Origin of the sequence: Candidatus Phytoplasma luffae, from assembly GCF_018024475.1 — a bacterium.
Taxonomy (GTDB): Bacteria; Bacillota_I; Bacilli_A; order Acholeplasmatales; family Acholeplasmataceae; genus Phytoplasma; species Phytoplasma luffae.
In genome coordinates this window covers 40663-60271 of the sequence record NZ_CP054393.1, presented here as the reverse complement: position 1 = coordinate 60271, position 19609 = coordinate 40663, and the positions used below count along the sequence as shown (strand labels likewise).

16 protein-coding genes are annotated in these 19609 nt (G+C 22.2%); 6 read left to right on the top strand and 10 right to left on the bottom strand.

Features of this window, described 5'->3' with window-relative positions:
• Window positions 1-12 precede the first annotated feature (12 nt).
• Genes LFWB_RS00280 through LFWB_RS00270 form a run of 3 tightly spaced genes read right to left on the bottom strand, consistent with a single transcriptional unit; the run spans window position 13 to window position 1267 of the window.
• Window positions 13-303 carry an HU family DNA-binding protein gene (locus LFWB_RS00280; RefSeq protein ID WP_210954484.1) on the bottom strand — a complete coding sequence of 97 codons (291 nt, stop codon included), beginning with the start codon at window positions 301-303 and terminating at the stop codon, window positions 13-15.
• Window positions 304-318: 15 nt separating this feature from the next.
• Window positions 319-642: a single-stranded DNA-binding protein gene (locus LFWB_RS00275; protein WP_210954483.1), complete on the bottom strand. Its 324-nt coding sequence runs from the start codon at window positions 640-642 to the stop codon at window positions 319-321.
• A gap of 4 nt (window positions 643-646) precedes the next feature.
• Window positions 647-1267: a sigma-70 family RNA polymerase sigma factor gene (locus LFWB_RS00270; RefSeq protein ID WP_210954482.1), complete on the bottom strand. Its 621-nt coding sequence runs from the start codon at window positions 1265-1267 to the stop codon at window positions 647-649.
• 188 nt (window positions 1268-1455) lie between these two features.
• On the opposite strand from LFWB_RS00270, the gene LFWB_RS00265 reads away from it, so the two are divergent.
• The 5 genes from LFWB_RS00265 to LFWB_RS03975 all read left to right on the top strand — a co-directional run bounded on the left by LFWB_RS00265 (window position 1456) and on the right by LFWB_RS03975 (window position 7354).
• Window positions 1456-2001, top strand: coding sequence for a phase variable surface lipoprotein (locus tag LFWB_RS00265; protein WP_320412073.1), 546 nt, complete (start codon window positions 1456-1458; stop codon window positions 1999-2001).
• Between the two features lie 519 nt (window positions 2002-2520).
• Window positions 2521-3465 carry an IS3 family transposase gene (locus LFWB_RS00260; RefSeq protein ID WP_210954511.1) on the top strand — a complete coding sequence of 315 codons (945 nt, stop codon included), beginning with the start codon at window positions 2521-2523 and terminating at the stop codon, window positions 3463-3465.
• A 732-nt stretch (window positions 3466-4197) separates the two neighbouring features.
• Window positions 4198-6234: an ABC transporter ATP-binding protein/permease gene (locus LFWB_RS00255; RefSeq protein ID WP_210954722.1), complete on the top strand. Its 2037-nt coding sequence runs from the start codon at window positions 4198-4200 to the stop codon at window positions 6232-6234.
• A 462-nt stretch (window positions 6235-6696) separates the two neighbouring features.
• Complete coding sequence (locus tag LFWB_RS00250; RefSeq protein ID WP_210954721.1) at window positions 6697-6921, top strand: hypothetical protein; 225 nt, start codon at window positions 6697-6699, stop codon at window positions 6919-6921.
• Between the two features lie 112 nt (window positions 6922-7033).
• On the top strand, window positions 7034-7354 hold the full coding sequence (locus LFWB_RS03975) for a DUF2963 domain-containing protein (protein ID WP_210954911.1): 321 nt from the start codon (window positions 7034-7036) through the stop codon (window positions 7352-7354).
• A 1190-nt stretch (window positions 7355-8544) separates the two neighbouring features.
• On the opposite strand, the gene LFWB_RS00240 is transcribed toward LFWB_RS03975, so the two are convergent.
• Complete coding sequence (locus tag LFWB_RS00240) at window positions 8545-11277, bottom strand: cation-translocating P-type ATPase (RefSeq protein WP_210954720.1); 2733 nt, start codon at window positions 11275-11277, stop codon at window positions 8545-8547.
• A 39-nt stretch (window positions 11278-11316) separates the two neighbouring features.
• On the bottom strand, window positions 11317-12588 hold the full coding sequence (locus LFWB_RS00235; RefSeq protein WP_210954719.1) for a hemolysin family protein: 1272 nt from the start codon (window positions 12586-12588) through the stop codon (window positions 11317-11319).
• 668 nt (window positions 12589-13256) lie between these two features.
• Between LFWB_RS00235 and LFWB_RS00230 the strand changes: the two genes are divergently transcribed.
• Window positions 13257-13403, top strand: a complete 147-nt coding sequence (locus tag LFWB_RS00230; protein ID WP_210954718.1) for a hypothetical protein — start codon at window positions 13257-13259, stop codon at window positions 13401-13403.
• Window positions 13404-13896: 493 nt separating this feature from the next.
• On the opposite strand, the gene LFWB_RS00225 is transcribed toward LFWB_RS00230, so the two are convergent.
• The 5 genes from LFWB_RS00225 to LFWB_RS00205 form a co-directional block, all read right to left on the bottom strand.
• Window positions 13897-14841, bottom strand: a complete 945-nt coding sequence (locus tag LFWB_RS00225; protein WP_210954511.1) for an IS3 family transposase — start codon at window positions 14839-14841, stop codon at window positions 13897-13899.
• Between the two features lie 530 nt (window positions 14842-15371).
• On the bottom strand, window positions 15372-16007 hold the full coding sequence (locus LFWB_RS00220; RefSeq protein ID WP_210954510.1) for a phase variable surface lipoprotein: 636 nt from the start codon (window positions 16005-16007) through the stop codon (window positions 15372-15374).
• A 36-nt stretch (window positions 16008-16043) separates the two neighbouring features.
• Complete coding sequence (locus LFWB_RS00215; protein WP_210954509.1) at window positions 16044-17372, bottom strand: toprim domain-containing protein; 1329 nt, start codon at window positions 17370-17372, stop codon at window positions 16044-16046.
• A gap of 11 nt (window positions 17373-17383) precedes the next feature.
• Window positions 17384-18865, bottom strand: coding sequence for a replicative DNA helicase (locus tag LFWB_RS00210; protein WP_210954508.1), 1482 nt, complete (start codon window positions 18863-18865; stop codon window positions 17384-17386).
• Window positions 18855-19484, bottom strand: coding sequence for a hypothetical protein (locus LFWB_RS00205; RefSeq protein WP_210954507.1), 630 nt, complete (start codon window positions 19482-19484; stop codon window positions 18855-18857). Before LFWB_RS00205 ends, LFWB_RS00210 begins: the two co-directional genes overlap by 11 nt.
• Window positions 19485-19609 lie beyond the last annotated feature (125 nt).

Here is a 19609-nt window from a genome sequence, read left to right as displayed (position 1 = left end):
AATTTATTCTCCTTATTTTAATTTAAGGTTTTTGACTTCATCTTTAATAGTTTTAGAAAGTTTAAAATTTACCACAGTTTTTGTAGGGATTTTGAGTTTTTTACCTGTTTGGGGGTTTCTTCCCACGCGGGCTTTTCTTGATTTTAAGATGAATTTGCCAATTGAAGGTGATAATACCACTTCTTCGTTGGATGTGATTGCTTTGATTAAAGCATTTTCGAACGAGTTGTAAAAATCTTGGGTTTGAGTAACCGAAGTTTTATGCATTACTGCGATAGTTTTGATTAATTCTTTTTTTGTCATTTTAGTGACTCCTTTTTAATTTTGGGTTGGGGGGTTATTATCTAAAAAGATAACATTGTTTAAAATAACTTTAGTATTGGTTTTGTTTTGGTTTTCGTTATTAGTGTATTTTTGAATAGATAATGTTCCTTCTATATATATTTTTGAACCTTTGTGTAAATATTTACTCATGTTTTCTGCTTGATTACGAAAGGCAACACAGTGGATGAATTGAACTTTATCTTTATTGTTGATAGCTAAGTTGAAATCAATTTTTGTGATTTGTTCATTATTAATATGAATGTATTGTGATTCTAGGGCGTTAGTGATGCGGCCGATTAATTGAACTTTATTTAACATTTTTTTATTTCTCCATTGGTTTTTTAGGTTTTAATTTTAGAATAGCTATTTTTTTGATGTTGATTATTGTTTGAAGTTTTAAATTTATTTTTAGCGCGATCTCTTGGTTGGTATGAGGTCGTTGATAAGTTTCGTTGATGTTGTCTAAAGTGATACCAAAACTTAAACAAATAATATTAAATCCTGTTTTACTTAATTTCTTTTTTAGTTTTTTTAACAAACATTCGTGATTTGTTTGTTTTAACCATAATTGATGAGGATTGGGGTTGCTGATTTTATAAGGTTGATATTTTTCTTCTTGAAAACTAATATTGTTTGGTTTAGTAGATTTTTGTGGGATTGAAGGAGAATAACTTTTTCTTATTAGTTCATTGATTTCAGATTTAATTGTTGGTTTTGCATAGGCGATAAAGTCATAACCTAAATCTTGGTAATTACTTAGGGCTTTCGTTAATCCTAAAACTCCTTCTTGATATAAATCTTGTTTTTGGAGCAATTTAGGATAATATTTAAATTTACCAACAATTTTATTTATTAATGGCAAATGAAGATCAATTAATTGATCTCTTATTTCTAAATTCTTTTTATTTTTTAAAAAATCTTTAAATAATTTTTTTCTTAACATTTAATCCCTTTCTAAAAACGTTTTTAGAAAAGATATGAAAATTAATTTTATTCTTAGAGAATAAAAAAAGACTAACTTAATAGTTAGCCTTAAATAAATTTTAAAAAACAAAAAGTGTCTAAAGTTTTGGAACACCTCAAATTAATAAACAAAATACTCCCACTGATTTAGAACAAATCAAACACTTTTTGAAAACTTTAAAAGAAGATTTAATTAACCTCACCATTATTAATCATTCCAAAAAGAAAAATACCTACCAAGAAGCTAATTATCGCCCTAAAAATCAAACTTTATTTATAGATCCAAAAATCTTAGAAGAAATTAAAAAATACAAAATAGACATAATTAAAGCCATAAAAGTAGATGACAATACAAAATTATTACTTAACCCTTCAACCCCTCTTAAAACTCAAAATAATACCCTTAAACATCAATTTAATATTTTCCAAATCAATTATAAAAATGAAACCAAAAACCAAATAAAAGAATTAATGAGCAAAATCAATATCAATAAATTAGATACTTTAAAATTATTTAAATTAGATAATCATAAAAAAGATAAATATGATAAACCTTTAAAAAGCAATTATAAAAAAGGTTTAAATATTATTTATTATCGCTTAGAAGATTTAAAACACATTAAATTCTTTATTACCAAAGATAAACGAGGATATCGCATCAGAAAATTACATCCCAAATATAAATATATATCTAAAACAAAACAAATTATTTAACTAACAATTTTATGACACTTTTATGACACTTTTATGACACTTTTATGACACTTTACTGACACTTTACTGACACTTTACTGACACTTTACTGCCCCCAAAAACCCTTTTTGCAACAAGCTTATTTAACAAGTGATATTTGATATTTTATATCGATAATGATAATGATATTCGATATTTGATATTGTCGATATATCTTTTTTTTAAATCATTATTAATTATCGATATAAATAACATCTCTTTTTTAAAACCCTTTCCATTGGAAAAAGATTGTTTATAAAAATATAAATCAAATAATATAAGCGCTGGAGCGCTAACAAAAATAAAAAGAATACATAATAAAAAGAAAAATAATAAAGAATCCCCCCATTACGCTGCCCCCCTTTTTTTTCAAACCTTACCAATTTCATCAGCGCAAAACTAAAAAATAAAACAAATTAATGGTATTTTTTTGATTTAAAAACCTTTTTGAATTATAATTATTAATATAATCAAAAAAAATAAGGTAAATAGTGTTTAATAATGAAAAAATTAAAACAAAAATTCAAATTATTGCAAAAAATGATTGAAAAAATAACTAAAATTGATAAAAAAATAGTTTTTAATTTGGTTAAAAAATTTAAAAATAACTTAAATCTTACTACCATTTTAAAAACTATCCAAATCAAAAGAAGTACTTATTATTACTGGTTAAAAATTAAAGAACAATTAAAATTAAAACAAGAAAAATACCTTTTGCAACAAAAAAGAATCGAAGCTTTATGTTGTAATCATGAATATTTTTTCGGTCATCATAAAATTACTGTTTTATACCAAAAAACTTTCAATGAATCAATTACTAAGAAAAAAGTTTATCTCATTATGAAAGAAAAAAATATTTTTTGTCGGTTAAGAATTAAAAAAAATAAACATCATTATAAAAATAATTTACAAAATAAAATTAAAATAGTACCTAACTTAATCAATCAAGAATTTATTTCATCTCGACCCCTACAAAAACTATTCACTGATATTACTTATTTTAAAACTCCTCAAGGTTTTTTATATTTTTCTTGTGTTATAGATTCTTTTAATAATCAAATTATCGCTTCACATACTTCTAATTGTCAAAATAAAGATTTAGTATTAAAAACAATCCAAAAATTACCTAAATTAAAAAAACCTTGTATTATTCATTCTGATCAAGGTTCAGTTTATCAATCTCTAAAAGTTCAACAAATCCTAACTAAAAAAGGTTTTTTAATCAGCATGTCCCGCAAAGCCACTCCACGTGATAACGCAGTAATTGAAAATCTGTTCGGCCAAATGAAAAGTATTTTATATCATCGTCATCCTTTTTTATTTCAAAAAACAATTCCAAAAATCACAAAAATAATTAATCAATTTCCTTCTTTTTGGAATCATAAATGGCTTTTAACTAAATTAAATAATTTATCCCCTTTACAATATTTTCAAACTCTTAGATAAATTATTAGTTAAATTTACATAAATAATATAACCTTATAAAAAAGGTTACTTTTCTGCACCCTTTTTTTAAGAAAAATATTAAAATTATATAAAAGATTATTTTCTTTTTATTTTGTAGACACCTTTTTAACTTTTTTTACCTAACTATATATATGGAAGGGTAAAATATTGAAAAAAATATCTTTTGAAACTAGCAAATTATTAAAAAACTTTAGACACTTTTTAATTTAATTAAAAACAACTTTGTTAGTTTGAAAAGATATGAAATTATCTACTTAATTTTAAGTTTTAAAGAACAATTTTAAAATTAAAATATGTCCAAAAAAATGGAACAGCGCAGTGAGCACGATGATAGTCAAGTTTTATTTTGGTCTTGATTTAACATTAAAGGTTTAAGTTTAAAAGAATTAAAAAAACAAATTGATGTTGGTAATTTGGATTTTCAGTTAATAAAATTTTATTTAAAAATAAATATTAAATATGATTTTAATTTAAATAATATAAATACGATTATGTTAAAAAAATATTATTCTTTTTAATGTTAAATATTTAAATAAAATTATTTTGTTTATATAATTATTTAAAAATCAATCATATTTAATATAGTATATTTAATATATTGAAAAAAAAGAAATATTAATTTTTACTTTTTAAAAAATATGGTTTTTTAAATTTAAATATAAATTAAATTTATTATAATTAAAAATATCAGAATAGGATTTTTAAAGGTTTATGTTATTTATTAAAAATTTATCTAAAATTTATTATAATAAAAAAACAAAAGAAAACTTTTCTATTTTAAAAAAAATTACTTTTTCATTACCTAAAAAAGGGTTTGTTTTTATTTTAGGGAAAACAGGAAGTGGAAAAACCACTTTAATGAATATTTTAGGTGGTTTAGATAATTATAATCATGGAGAAATTATATTTAAAAATAAATCTACTAAAGAATTTAGCCAAAAAGACTTTAATGCTTATCGTAATACATCAATCGGTTTCATTTTCCAAGATTATAAATTATTAGAAGATTTTACAGTATTTCAAAATATTAGTATTTCTTTAGAATTACAAAATCAAAAATTTGAGCAATCGCATATAAAAAATATTTTAAAAAAATTAGATTTAGAAGGTCTTGAAAATAGATATATTAAAGAATTATCAGGTGGCCAAAAACAAAGAGTAGCGATCGCAAGAGCTATTATCAAAAATCCAGAAATTATTCTTGGAGATGAAGTTACAGGTGCTTTAGATAGCCAAACAGGAAAAAATATTTTAGATATTTTGAAAGAAATTTCCAAAGAAAAATTAGTAGTTTTAGTTTCTCATGATATAGAAAATACTTATGCTTATGCTGATCGTGTTATCGAGATTCAAGATGGTAATATATTTTCTGATAAAGTAAATAAAAAAGAAAATATTTTTCAAAACGATTTAGCTTTAGATAATGCTGATTCTTATCTCGCTATTAAGTCTCGTTTACCATTCAAAATAGCTTTGCGAATCGCTTTGAATAACATTAAAAGTAAACCAGTTAATTTATTTTTTAATATTTTTTTAATGGTTATGTCTTTAGTTTTTTTAGGTGTTTCTTTGTGTTTTTCTTTTTACAATAAATCTGATATCGCTAAATATACATTTAAAAATAATACATATATACCTTTAATTATTTCTCCAAAAAATAAAGATTTTTATAATAAACCAAATTATCCAGATTTTAAAAATGAGAATGAGGTGGAAGAATTTAAAAATAAATATCCTAACGCTCATTTCCAAAATGTATACACGTATAAAAATAATGCTGATTTATTTATGTCAAAAAACCCAGATTTAATTTTATACTTAAATCCAAAAATAAATTTTGTTGTAATTGATAAAAAGGATATAAATTTTTGGAATAATATAGGAGTTATAAAACCGAAAGAAGAAGACCTAAATACAGATTATAATTATTTTGTTAGTAAATATATTTTTGATAAAATTCCAGAAAGTCTTCGTTATGAAAAACTAAAATCATTTGCTTTATCAAAACCTGATAATCGTTTTGATGATGTCTTAAATTTATCTGAAGAAGAAATAAAAAAAATAGGAGAAGATTTTATGAAAAATATTGTTAAAATCGTTTCTTTAAGTTTAAATAGATTGGATAAAGATGAAGGTATAAATAGTTTATGTTTTATAGATGAAAAACAATTTACAAAAAATAAAGCAAAATTTAAACTTAAAAGTTTAATAGGGAATGCAAAAGACTTAAAAGAGCAACAATTAACAGAAATTGTTAAAATGCATTACGATAATGTTTATTCTAACTTATCATTACAAAACATACCTGCTATTTCTTTTATTGATGGTTCAGAACCTATATTTAAAAAATTAAGTTTGTTTCTTTTATTTTTGAGTATAAATTATAGTATATTTTCGTTTATTTTAATATTTAATTTCATTTCAAATAGTATCCAAAAAAGAATAAAAGAAGTCGGAATCTTAAAAGCTCTTGGAGCGAATAATTTTGATATATCTACTATTTTTACAATTGAAGTTTGTATTCTTGCGATTATTAATTTATTATTATCTTTTGGTTTAATCAAAACAATCATTTGGTATGGTAATAAAATGATATCTAATTTAATTTGGGTTAATTTAGTTAGTTTTAATTTTACCGTTATGAAAATTATTTTTTTAATTACTTTTTTAGTGATGTTTTTGGCTACTTTTTTTCCTATTTGGAAAATTTCTCGCAAAAAACCTATCGAAATTATTATTCAAAGATAAAAAATTCCTAATCACAACAGTAATTGTGTTTGAATGAATAATAAAGTAGTTTATTTGAAAGGTTATTTTTAATATAGTTATTAATATCTTAAACGAATATATAATATATTTCAATTTTAAATTAAACTAGTTAAATATATTTATATAAAATTAAATAATATTTAAAATTTAAAAAAAGATATTATTAATTGTTTTTTTATAATTTTTTTTATTTTTTTATTAAAAAAAGACTCAATTAATTGAGTCTTTTTATTTTTATATTTACTTTTTTATTTAAAAATCTTTTGTTTAAAAAAATAAATAAATTTATAACTTTATGTATTTTAATTAATATCTTCATCTACTTAAATAAATAACTTTAGTATCAAAAGGTATTATTTGTTTTTTTTTTTTTTTTGTTAAAATTAAAGCGTTCTTATTTTTTTACATTCGATAATAAAAGAAAAGGAATTCATTTTATATATGTATAAAAATAATTATCCACAATCTAAGAAAAATAAGAAAAAATTAATAATAATATTTTCTATAATTATTTTGATCATTGTTGCTGAAATAATAATTAAATTGTTCTTTTTTTCTAAAACCAAAGAGGTAAAAGATTATCAATGTCAAATCAATAAAATTTTTTATCGATCTGATGAACAAATTAATCATATAGATGTTTATGATTCTCAAACAAAAAAATAATTAAATTAGTTTTTTTACAATATCAACGATTCAATGAAAGATTACACTCCTGAAGTAAGAAAAGAATTAGAAAAAATATACTGAAAATAGAAAAAAATAATTCAATTCATCCATTATATACGATACAGATGGTAAAATAAATAAAACAACATTTTATAATAATGAAGAAATTAAACAAACCTTTAAAAATACTTATGATTCTAGCGTAAAATTAATTAAAAAAGATGATTACAAATATGAAAGTGACAAAATTTCTTCTTCTCTAGAATATGATTCTAATGAAAAATTAATTAAAAAAACATTTTGTAAAGATGATGGTACAAAAATTCAATATATCCAAGAATTTAACCTTCAAACAGGAAAATTAATCAAAATGACAACATACAATCCTACAAGTAGCCAAATTTTCTTCTATCGACGAATACGATCTTAAAAGATACAAATTAATCAAAAAATAACTTTAAACATAGATGGCACAACATTTTCTCAAACACAAACATTTAATTTTGTAACAAGAAAACTAAACCCACCAAAAAAATAATACAAATATTATTATATAAAAAAGACTCATTTATTGAGTCTTTTTTATTTGACGAAAAAAATAAAATATTAAATTAAATAAGATTTGATTTGTTTAATTTTGTAGCTAATAATACGAAATCATTAGCTCTTTTTAAAAGGTTTTATTTTTGATTCTATACTTTTAGGTTAGGAGTCGCTTGGCTGTTTCAAAAGTTTAGACACTTTTTTAAAAAAATATTCTTTAAGAATAACTGAATTTTTAGTCTTTTTTTAAAAAAAGATTAAAATAATTTTTTTATTTTCGTATATTTTAGAAGGTTGCCGAAGTTTTAAATAATAATTATTTATTTTGGGTTCGTAAGACTCTAGTAATATTAAAATAACAGGTATTATTGCTGCGAAAATAAGACTTAATATACCTCCCCCCAACAGTCTTTAGTTACCTAGTTGATATTTCCCTTGATATAAAATAATTAACGAAATAGTTATTATCATTGTAATGATAGTAATGATAAAAATACTAAAAATATATTCAGGGATAAGTATCAAAATATAACCTATTTTCGCAGTTATGATTGATAGAAATGAGGTTAATATATTATGGGTATTATGGGTATGATGATATTGAGTTGTTTTTTGCGGGTAATTGAGGATGATAATTATTTTTTTATATTACACATTCTTTTTTCTTATTAAATTATTAAAAATTTAAATACATTATAATAAAATAATAATATTTAAATTCATTTGAATTTTAACAAAAAAGCAAATAATATTTTTATATTAATTATCAAAATATAACCAAAAAAATGTTGATATATCAACATTTTTTATTAATAAAAAAAAGACTAACTTAATATTTAGTCTTAAATAATTTTTTAAAAATAAAAAATATCTAAACCGTTGTAACATCGCAACTTTTTTAAATAACACTAATTGATTTGTTATTGATTCAGGTTCAAATTATTTATGTTTATTTTTGTTTTAGAAAAATGAAAACAATTTAAGTTATTATTTTGAGTTTTTTATAAAAGTTTTTTATATCTAAAAATATTATGCTTAAAAATATTTTATTTATCAATATTTTTTTATTAAAAAAAATTATAAAAAAGATTTTATCTTTTTTATAATTTCCATCAAAAATAAAGGCATTACAGAAAAAATAAAAATAATTAAAATATTGGAATAAGATAAATTAGGAGATAAATTAAAAATTTGTTTACCAAAAGGTATTATAATAACAATTATTTGTAAAAATACACTTATAATAAAAGAAAAGATTAAATAAAAATTAGTTTTTAAAAGAAAAATAGATTTATTAAAACTTCTTAAATTAAAAACATGAACCAATTGAGATAAAGACAAAACAATAAAGGCAATAGTTTGTCCATCTTGGTTATTATTATCATTGTATTTATAACCTATAAAAGCAGCTAAAAATGTTAAAATACCAATTATAAAACCTTCTATTAAAATTTTTTGAATATTTTGTTTATTCAATAAAGCATTTTTTATAAAACGTGGTTTTTCTTTCATTAAGTTGTTTTCTGGATGTTCCATTCCTAAAGATATGGCCGCTAAAGAATCAGTTACTAAATTAATCCAGAGAATTTGCGCAGTGTTTAAAATAATAAAATTTTGATTAAAAAATAAATGTCCTAAACAAGTATTTAATAAAATAACTATTATTTCGCCTATATTACAACTTAATAAAAAAATAACGCTTTTTTTAATATTATTAAAAATATTTCTTCCTTCTTTAATAGCGTTTGTAATAGTGGCGAAATTATCTTCGACTAAAATAATATCTGATGTTTGTTTTGTTATATCTGTTCCTGTTCGTCCCATAGATATTCCGATGTCTGCTTTTTTGATACTAGGAGCGTCATTAACTCCATCACCTATCATAGCTACGATTTTATCTTTTTTTTGCCAAGTTTTAATAATTTTTAATTTATGTTCAGGATTAGTTCTAGCATAAATTTTTATTGAATTTAATTTATACGCTAATTCATCTTCACTCAAGAGATCTAATTGTTCGCCTGTTATAGCTAAATCTATTTCAGGATTAAATATTTTTAAAGAAGAGGCTACTTTGATAGCTGTTTGTAAGTGATCACCAGTTATCATTATAGGCGTAATAAAAGCTGTTTGCAATTCTTTCATAGTAGGAAAAATTTCTGGACGTATTGGATCTTCAATACCTACTGCGCCTAAAAAAATTATTTTATTTTTTATTAATTTTAATATTTCATCTATATTTAAATTATCAAAATCAAGATAATTTAAGTTTATTTCCGTATAAGCTATCCCTAAAACTTTATAACCTTCGGAGGACATTTTATTCAAATCATCTTCCGTTTTTTGAATATTATTTTCTTTTTTAAGAATATTTTTTTGATAGCGATTAATATAAGAAGATAAACCTAAAATAATTTCATATGCCCCTTTTATAATTAAATATTTTTTTGTATCTTTTTGATGAATGGTCAACATCAATTTATAATTACTATCAAAAGGAAATTCTTTGATTTTAGGATTTTCTTTTTGAATTTCTAAAATATTTAATTTCCATAAATAACCTAAATCAATAAAAGATTGATCGATTGGGTCGAATAAGAATTTATTATTAACAATTGTTTTATTTTTTTGAGAACTATAATTACTATTACATAAAATACCAAAACAAATTAATTTTTCTATATCGGGTTCAGAAATTAAATCTGAGGAACTGACATCTTTAATAGAGTTATTTAAATATAACTTTTTAATAGTCATTTGGTTTTTGGTTAAAGTTCCTGTTTTATCCGTACAAACAATATTAACAGCTCCTAAAGTTTCTAAAGTTTTCAAATTTTTAATAATAACTTTTTGTTTTATTATTTTTTTAACTCCATAAGCTAAAATAATTGTTATTATCGCTAATAAACTTTCAGGAATAACAGCCACAGCTAAAACAAAAGAAGATAATAATAATTTTTTTATTGTGTCAAAATCTATTATCTTCTTAAAATAATAATGTTTTAATAAATTTAAAAATAAATTTATTAAAACAATCAAAAAAATAATAATGGTTAAAAAACTAGATAATTGTTTTATATTTTTTTCTAAAGGTGTTTTATATTTTTTTTCTGTTTTTATCAGATGATGAATTTTTCCTATTCGAGTATATTTTCCTGTAGCGATAACAACACCATAAGCTTTACCTGAAATAACAGTAGTATCCATAAAAACTAAATTAGAAAAATTTGTGAAAACGGCTTCATCTTCTTTAGATGGAGTATTTTTAAGAACAGGCAAAATTTCTCCTGTTAAAATAACTTCATTTGTTTTTAAATAATTAGCTTCAATTAATAATAAATCAGCGGGAACAACATCGCCAGCTTCTAAAGTAATAATATCGCCTAAAACTATTTGTTCCTTAAGTATAAATTGTAATTTTTTATCTCTCAATACTTTAGCGTAAGGTTTAGTTTTTTGTTCAACTAACAATAAAGAGTTTTCTTTGCGATTTTCAAAAAAAACGCCTAATAAAGCGTTTCCTAAAATTACTATTAAAATTAAAAAACTTTCGAATAATTCTTCTTTTTTTTGTTCAATGATACCAATTATTAAAGTAAATAAAAAAATTATTAATAAAATATAAACAAAAGAATTATGTAACTGATATAAAAATTTAACCCAAAAATTTGGTTTTTTAATTTCTTTTAATTTATTAAGGCCATCTTTGACATATTGTTTTTGAACTTGTTTTTGCGTTAATCCTTGGGCAAAATCAATATTTAATTTTTGTTCTAATTGTTTTAAAGAGCATTGAGGTAATGGTTGATCCACAATTATGTGACTTTTTCTAATTTGAATTTTAAATAATAATTATAAAGACGGTTCCAACTTAGGAACTTTAGTAACACGAACCATTTTAATAACTAAACCATCATATTTTTCACTTTCAAATTTCCAATCATTATGAATTATTTGAATTTTTTCATTAGGTTCAGGCATTCTTTTTAATTTTCCTAAAATAAAACCATTTAAAGTATCGTAATTATCCAAAGGCAAATCAATTTGTAAATTATTTTCTATTTCGTCTAGATGAGTTGTTCCTTTGATTAAATATTCTTTATCAGAAATTTTTGTAATATCTTTAGATTGTTGATCATATTCATCTTGGATATCTCCTAAAATTTCTTCGATAACATCTTCGATAGTAACAATACCAGAAGTTCCACCATATTCATCAATTACGATAGCGATATGATTTTGTTTTATTTTCATTTCTTTAAATAATTCGCTAATATGTTGAAATTCTAATACATAATAAGGTTTTCTTAAAAATTTTTTGATATTAAATTTATTATTACCGTTTGTTAAAAGTCCTTTAAAAATATCTTTAACATGAACAATACCGATTATTTTATCCATATTATCTTCATAAACAGGAAATCTAGTATATTTTTCGTGAGAAATAAATTCAATTAATTCTTCTTTAGTGATATCTGAATTTATAGCTGCAATTTCTTTTCTATGACGCATAATATCTGAAACTAAAGTGTCATCAAAATCAAAAACATTTTGAAGCATATTTTTTTTACTAGTGTTAATAACACCTGTTTTATAAGAAGAATTTAATAAAAATCTAAGTTCTTCTTCTTCTATATTAGAACCTTTAACATTAGTATCTATTCTTAAAATAAATAATATAAAATCACTAATTTTATTTAATACCCAAACAAAAGGTTGCATAAAAAAACAAATAATATTGAAAAGACTAATAAATAAATAAGCAATTTTTAAAGGAAAAGCTAAAGCAATTCTCTTCGGTAATAATTCACCAAAAATAAGAGAACATAAAACAACTGATACTTCTATATAATAATGATTGTAATGATCGTTTTTTTGTTGAAAATTATTTATTATAATACCTTGAGAAAAAGTTAAAATATGAATTATTATTTGTACAACAGATAAAAAAAGATTAGGTTTTTCCTTTATTTTTTTGATTTTTAAATCTTTTTTAAACCCTTGTTTAACTCTTAACTCTATTTTATTTGGATTTAAAGAAATTAAAGAAACTTCAATAAAAGATAAAAAAGCATTTAATAAAATCAAAATAAAGATAATAAAAATAATTGTAATTGTTTCCATTTTATTTCACAACCTCTTTGTTTAAAATAAACAAAAAGAGATTATTCATATTCGTATCAAGATAATCGTCTGATTCCTTATGTCCATGTCCCATAAAATTATTAATTTAATTAATTCTCCTTTAAATTATTTTAAAATTATTTTAATTTATTTATTAACTATCTTTATTTTAACATATTTTAACAACAAACATAAAATTTAATATAAAAAAATAATTTTAATTCATTATTTAATCAAATAACGATTTAAAATTATTTTTGTGTTATTTTGTTGTTATAATAATAATTATTACATTATAAATTTGATTTTCAATATTTTATATAAATAACAACTATTTTGCATTAAATAATCAAATATCAAAATTATTTTTTTATATTTTTAAAAAAAGAAAGGATATTGTGATAAGTTTGGAAGAAAAATATTCAAAAAAAATGTATTTCAAATTATTTTAGGTTTTCTTATTTTAAATTTCGGTATTTATTTTTTTTGTTATCCCTTTAAAATTAACCACTGGTGGCTTAGAAAATTTTTTACAATTAATAGGTCGTTTTTATCAAATATTCAATTCTAAGTTTGATATTAGTAAATTAACAACAACTTATATTATTATTTTAACTCATTTTATAATTGGTTTTTTGGGAAAAAAATATTTAAAAAAATCAAAAATTATGTTCAACACATTCTTGGTTGTTTTTGTTTCTATAATTATTATTTTTGTGTTAGAGAAAAGTAGTATAGATAACAACATGATAATCAATTCAATAAAAAAATTATTTAAGGAGAAGGAAATATTAGGTAAAAAAATGAAATATTAAGTAAAATTTGTTTTTTTTTTATAATAGTATTTTCTTTAGTTTCAGGAATTGTTTTAATTTTGATAAATCAATCTACTTCTGGTGGAATAAGTATTATACAATTGATTTTAAAGAAAAAAACTAATCTTTTATTTTTTTATATCTTCTTAATGACTGCGCTGTTCCATTTTTTTGGACATATTTTAATTTTAAAATTGTTCTTTAAAACTTAAAATTAAGTAGATAATTTCATATCTTTTCAAACTAACAAAGTTGTTTTTAATTAAATTAAAAAGTGTCTAAAGTTTTTTAATAATTTGCTAGTTTCAAAAGATATTTTTTTCAATATTTTACCCTTCCATATATATAGTTAGGTAAAAAAAGTTAAAAAGGTGTCTACAAAATAAAAAGAAAATAATCTTTTATATAATTTTAATATTTTTCTTAAAAAAAGGGTGCAGAAAAGTAACCTTTTTTATAAGGTTATATTATTTATGTAAATTTAACTAATAATTTATCTAAGAGTTTGAAAATATTGTAAAGGGGATAAATTATTTAATTTAGTTAAAAGCCATTTATGATTCCAAAAAGAAGGAAATTGATTAATTATTTTTGTGATTTTTGGAATTGTTTTTTGAAATAAAAAAGGATGACGATGATATAAAATACTTTTCATTTGGCCGAACAGATTTTCAATTACTGCGTTATCACGTGGAGTGGCTTTGCGGGACATGCTGATTAAAAAACCTTTTTTAGTTAGGATTTGTTGAACTTTTAGAGATTGATAAACTGAACCTTGATCAGAATGAATAATACAAGGTTTTTTTAATTTAGGTAATTTTTGGATTGTTTTTAATACTAAATCTTTATTTTGACAATTAGAAGTATGTGAAGCGATAATTTGATTATTAAAAGAATCTATAACACAAGAAAAATATAAAAAACCTTGAGGAGTTTTAAAATAAGTAATATCAGTGAATAGTTTTTGTAGGGGTCGAGATGAAATAAATTCTTGATTGATTAAGTTAGGTACTATTTTAATTTTATTTTGTAAATTATTTTTATAATGATGTTTATTTTTTTTAATTCTTAACCGACAAAAAATATTTTTTTCTTTCATAATGAGATAAACTTTTTTCTTAGTAATTGATTCATTGAAAGTTTTTTGGTATAAAACAGTAATTTTATGATGACCGAAAAAATATTCATGATTACAACATAAAGCTTCGATTCTTTTTTGTTGCAAAAGGTATTTTTCTTGTTTTAATTTTAATTGTTCTTTAATTTTTAACCAGTAATAATAAGTACTTCTTTTGATTTGGATAGTTTTTAAAATGGTAGTAAGATTTAAGTTATTTTTAAATTTTTTAACCAAATTAAAAACTATTTTTTTATCAATTTTAGTTATTTTTTCAATCATTTTTTGCAATAATTTGAATTTTTGTTTTAATTTTTTCATTATTAAACACTATTTACCTTATTTTTTTTGATTATATTAATAATTATAATTCAAAAAGGTTTTTAAATCAAAAAAATACCATTAATTTGTTTTATTTTTTAGTTTTGCGCTGATGAAATTGGTAAGGTTTGAAAAAAAAGGGGGGCAGCGCAATGGGGGGATTCTTTATTATTTTTCTTTTTATTATGTATTCTTTTTATTTTTGTTAGCGCTCCAGCGCTTATATTATTTGATTTATATTTTTATAAACAATCTTTTTCCAATGGAAAGGGTTTTAAAAAAGAGATGTTATTTATATCGATAATTAATAATAATTTAAAAAAAAGATATATCGACAATATCAAATATCGAATATCATTATCATTATCGATATAAAATATCAAATATCACTTGTTAAATAAGCTTGTTGCAAAAAGGGTTTTTGGGGGCAGTAAAGTGTCAGTAAAGTGTCAGTAAAGTGTCATAAAAGTGTCATAAAAGTGTCATAAAAGTGTCATAAAAGTGTCATAAAAGTGTCATAAAATTGTTAGTTAAATAATTTGTTTTGTTTTAGATATATATTTATATTTGGGATGTAATTTTCTGATGCGATATCCTCGTTTATCTTTGGTAATAAAGAATTTAATGTGTTTTAAATCTTCTAAGCGATAATAAATAATATTTAAACCTTTTTTATAATTGCTTTTTAAAGGTTTATCATATTTATCTTTTTTATGATTATCTAATTTAAATAATTTTAAAGTATCTAATTTATTGATATTGATTTTGCTCATTAATTCTTTTATTTGGTTTTTGGTTTCATTTTTATAATTGATTTGGAAAATATTAAATTGATGTTTAAGGGTATTATTTTGAGTTTTAAGAGGGGTTGAAGGGTTAAGTAATAATTTTGTATTGTCATCTACTTTTATGGCTTTAATTATGTCTATTTTGTATTTTTTAATTTCTTCTAAGATTTTTGGATCTATAAATAAAGTTTGATTTTTAGGGCGATAATTAGCTTCTTGGTAGGTATTTTTCTTTTTGGAATGATTAATAATGGTGAGGTTAATTAAATCTTCTTTTAAAGTTTTCAAAAAGTGTTTGATTTGTTCTAAATCAGTGGGAGTATTTTGTTTATTAATTTCACCTCCGATTCTAATTTCTTGATTGGTATTGTTTTGCATTATTTTATTTCTCCTTTTTTTAAATTAATTAATAAATTATTCGTTAATTACTTCTACTTTATCTTTGCCAAAGTAATATATAGCTAAATCTACTATTTGTTTCTTTTTGGCCGCTTCGTAAGAAATATATGGGTCTAAGAAACATTTTTGATAAGCTTGGATTCCATATTGTTTAAATAAATCATCGACATCTTTACAAGTTTGATTATAAGGTGGTAAAATGTGTCTAATTTCATAGATAATATTTTCTTTTTTTAATTGTTCACCTAATAATTCACTACGTTTTTTTCCTGTTTCGTCATTGTCTAAGGCAATAATGATTTTAATATTTTCTTTTTTAAGAATGTCTATTTGTGTTTGAGAAAATAATTGTGTGACACAAATTAATCCCACAACGTTTTTAATTCCATTTTGCCAACAACTAATGACATCAAAAAAGCCTTCATGAACAATCATAATTTTAGTTTGTTTAATGCAAGGGAATGCTTCAAAGAAACGATAACTAAAATGAAAAGTGGGGGTTTGGCTGAAATTATTAAGAGATTGATATTTGGGTTGAAAATAGCTAGTATCGCAAAAATGGTTTTGATAAAAGTGAAATGTTTTAGCATATCCATTTTCAATCGGGATAATGATAGAACCATGAAAAGTATCATGATAATATTTTTTTCCTTTGAAATTAGTTTTTTCTTTGATAAAACCATATTCTACTAATTTATCAATATTAACATTTTTCTTTTTTAAGAAATTGATTAATCTAAAAGATAATGGTTTATTTGATAATGGAGCATAACCTAATTTAAATTCTTTAATTGTTTCTAAATTTAATTGGCGCTTTTGTGTTAAATAATCTAATCCTATTTTCCTTTCATCATTTTGATTGGATGTTAACAAATAATTATAATAATCTCTTATTTGATTAAATAAGGGAGATATTTCTTTGAATAATTGTGTTTTTTTGATATTAATTTCTGTTTCATCTATTGGGTTATGGGGTTTGGGAGGATGATATTGTAATTTGAAAGGGTTGGAGGATATTGAGGTGTTAGTTTTTTCTTTATTTGTTAAGATTTCAAATTTTTGAGAATGCATAAAATTTAAAATCTTTTTGACTGCATCGTTAAAGTTTGTGATTCCACGAATTTCTTTATAAACATCAATAATGTCAAAATCGCGACAACATTTCCAACAGTGAATGTTATTGTTATCATTTATATGACAAGTTGTTGGATTTAGACCTTGATGGATGGGACAAGGAAAACGATATTTGCTGTTGAAGTTTGATGGGAGGATGTTTAATTTTTTTAATAAAACTATCATGGGGAAATTAGTTTTGATGTAGTTAATTTTTTCTTGATTATTCATTTTTTTACTCCTTAAAAATCTTCTATTTGGTAAGGTAAAACATAACCTACTTCTTGAAAAGTTTGAGTTGTCATTTTAAAATGATAGACTAAAGTTTTTTTAGTTCCGCTGCGATTTTTTTTAATATTTACTTCAATTATTTTTTGATTATCATTGTCATCAGCTTCTAAATATAGTTGATTTAAGGTTGAAGTATAGATATTTAGGGGTTTGGTGGTATTTTTTTTAATATTTGGGTTAAATTCAGACATAATTAATACTATGTCGGAATTGGTTTCAATTCCGCCAGAGCCTTTTAGTGCGGTGATTTCTGGGGATTTTCCGTTATAATTAGAATAAGTATCTCTTGAAAATTGAGATAAAATGATAATGACAATTTTTAATTCGATGGCGATTTCTTTAATTTTGGTCATGATTTCATCAATGGCTAAACGGTCATTATCCATTTTATTACTCGCTTTTGTGATTTGAAGGTGATCAATGACTACAATTTCTATTTTGGATTCTAAATGAAGACGATACAATAAATCAACAATATAATTAATATTTTTTTCTTGGTCATAACTAAAAGATAAGTTGATATTAGTAAAAAATTGTTTTGCTTGTATCATCTTTTTCGTATAGTGTTGTTGTGTGATATTATCAAAATTTTTATCTAAAATAACATCTAAAGGAATTTGAGTTTGATTAGATAATAAACGATTTAGGTTTTCTTCTGAAGTCATTTCAAAAGAAAAAACCAACATATAAGGATAATGTTGGTTTTCTTGGTATTTAGTTTTGGCTAAATCTAAAAGAAGATTATAGATAAAAGATGTTTTACCTAAACCAGTATAGCCTCCAATGGTGATGATTTGACCTTTTTTGAACCCTTTAGTGGCTTGGTTTAATCCTTTGAAAGTGTCTGATAAACGATAATATTCTTCTTGGATTTTTTGTTTGGAAATGTTGTCGGTTTCAAAGACTTCGGGATAAAGTTTTGTCATTTGGTTCAAGGTTAATAAAGTTTTATCTTTTTTGTTTGGGATAAGATTAATAAAATTTCTTAATTTATCAAAGATTTCTTGGTAGTATAAATGCTTATGATAAAGATCTTGATTATCAAAAGAAGGGTTGATTGTTTTTATTAATTGTTGAAATAAAGTTTCTTGGGTATAAGTATGTTTTAAATTTTCTAAAAGATGTTCATTATGGATATTATTATTGTTTAAAAACATCAAAGATTCATTATTAAAATTTTCTTGAGGATAATGAGTTTGAAGATAAGTTAGTAATTCTTTAATAATTGTCTCTTTGGTTTTGATTTTATCCCAAGGATGAGTTGATTTTTTTTCTAAATATAAATATTTTAAAGCGTTATATATTTTTTGGTGATTGGATTTGGTTAAATATTTAGGGTTGATTATTTGACAATAAAGTTTTAATTTGTTCCACTCCCCTTTTTCGATGTAATTAATAATTTGAATTAAGGCTTGGTGTTCGTTAGTTAACATTTTTATTTAACTCCTTCTTTTTAATTAAATTAATATTGGGAAAAGTGATGAATTCATTCATTAGTAAGGTTTTTAAGAAGAGATTAGCATTATCAGAAAATAAATTAATTACTTTATTAATTGACTGTACTTTACCGTTTTTAATTTTATTATTGAGTTTTTGAGTTTCAACTTCATCGTTTGTTAATAAATAATATTCAAAACGAGTGTCTAGTTTTTTTAGTTGTTGTGCTTCAATGATGGCTTGTTTGTATCGTTCACGAAGGCAAGTTTTGAAATTGAAGGCGATAATGCGTTTGGTTTGTGTGAATAAAACCAAGTCGAATTTGATGTCGGGGATGAAAAATAAATATGATTTAGGATATAAACATTTAATTCCTTTATGGTTTAAATAAAGCAAAATCAGGTATTCGTTAATTTTTCCGCGAATTGATTTTTGGGATTGGGAACAAAAGTTGTTGGTTTCGAAATAATGATTTAATTGAATGTGATTACTTTTCATATATTTATCAATAGTAAGATTCAAAGTTGCTTTGTTGAAAATAAGCTTTATGATTTGAACTGATTTTGAGTTGGTATTTAATTGGTTGATATTAATAAATTCTTGGTTAGTTAACATTTTTAAATTCCTTTCTAAATAAAAAAGACCCTTTTTGAGGGTCTTTGGTTTGTTTTAATAGATTTTTTTAGTACGCCAAGTAATAATTCCATCTTTATGAATTGTTTTGATTTTGCCGTTGCGAA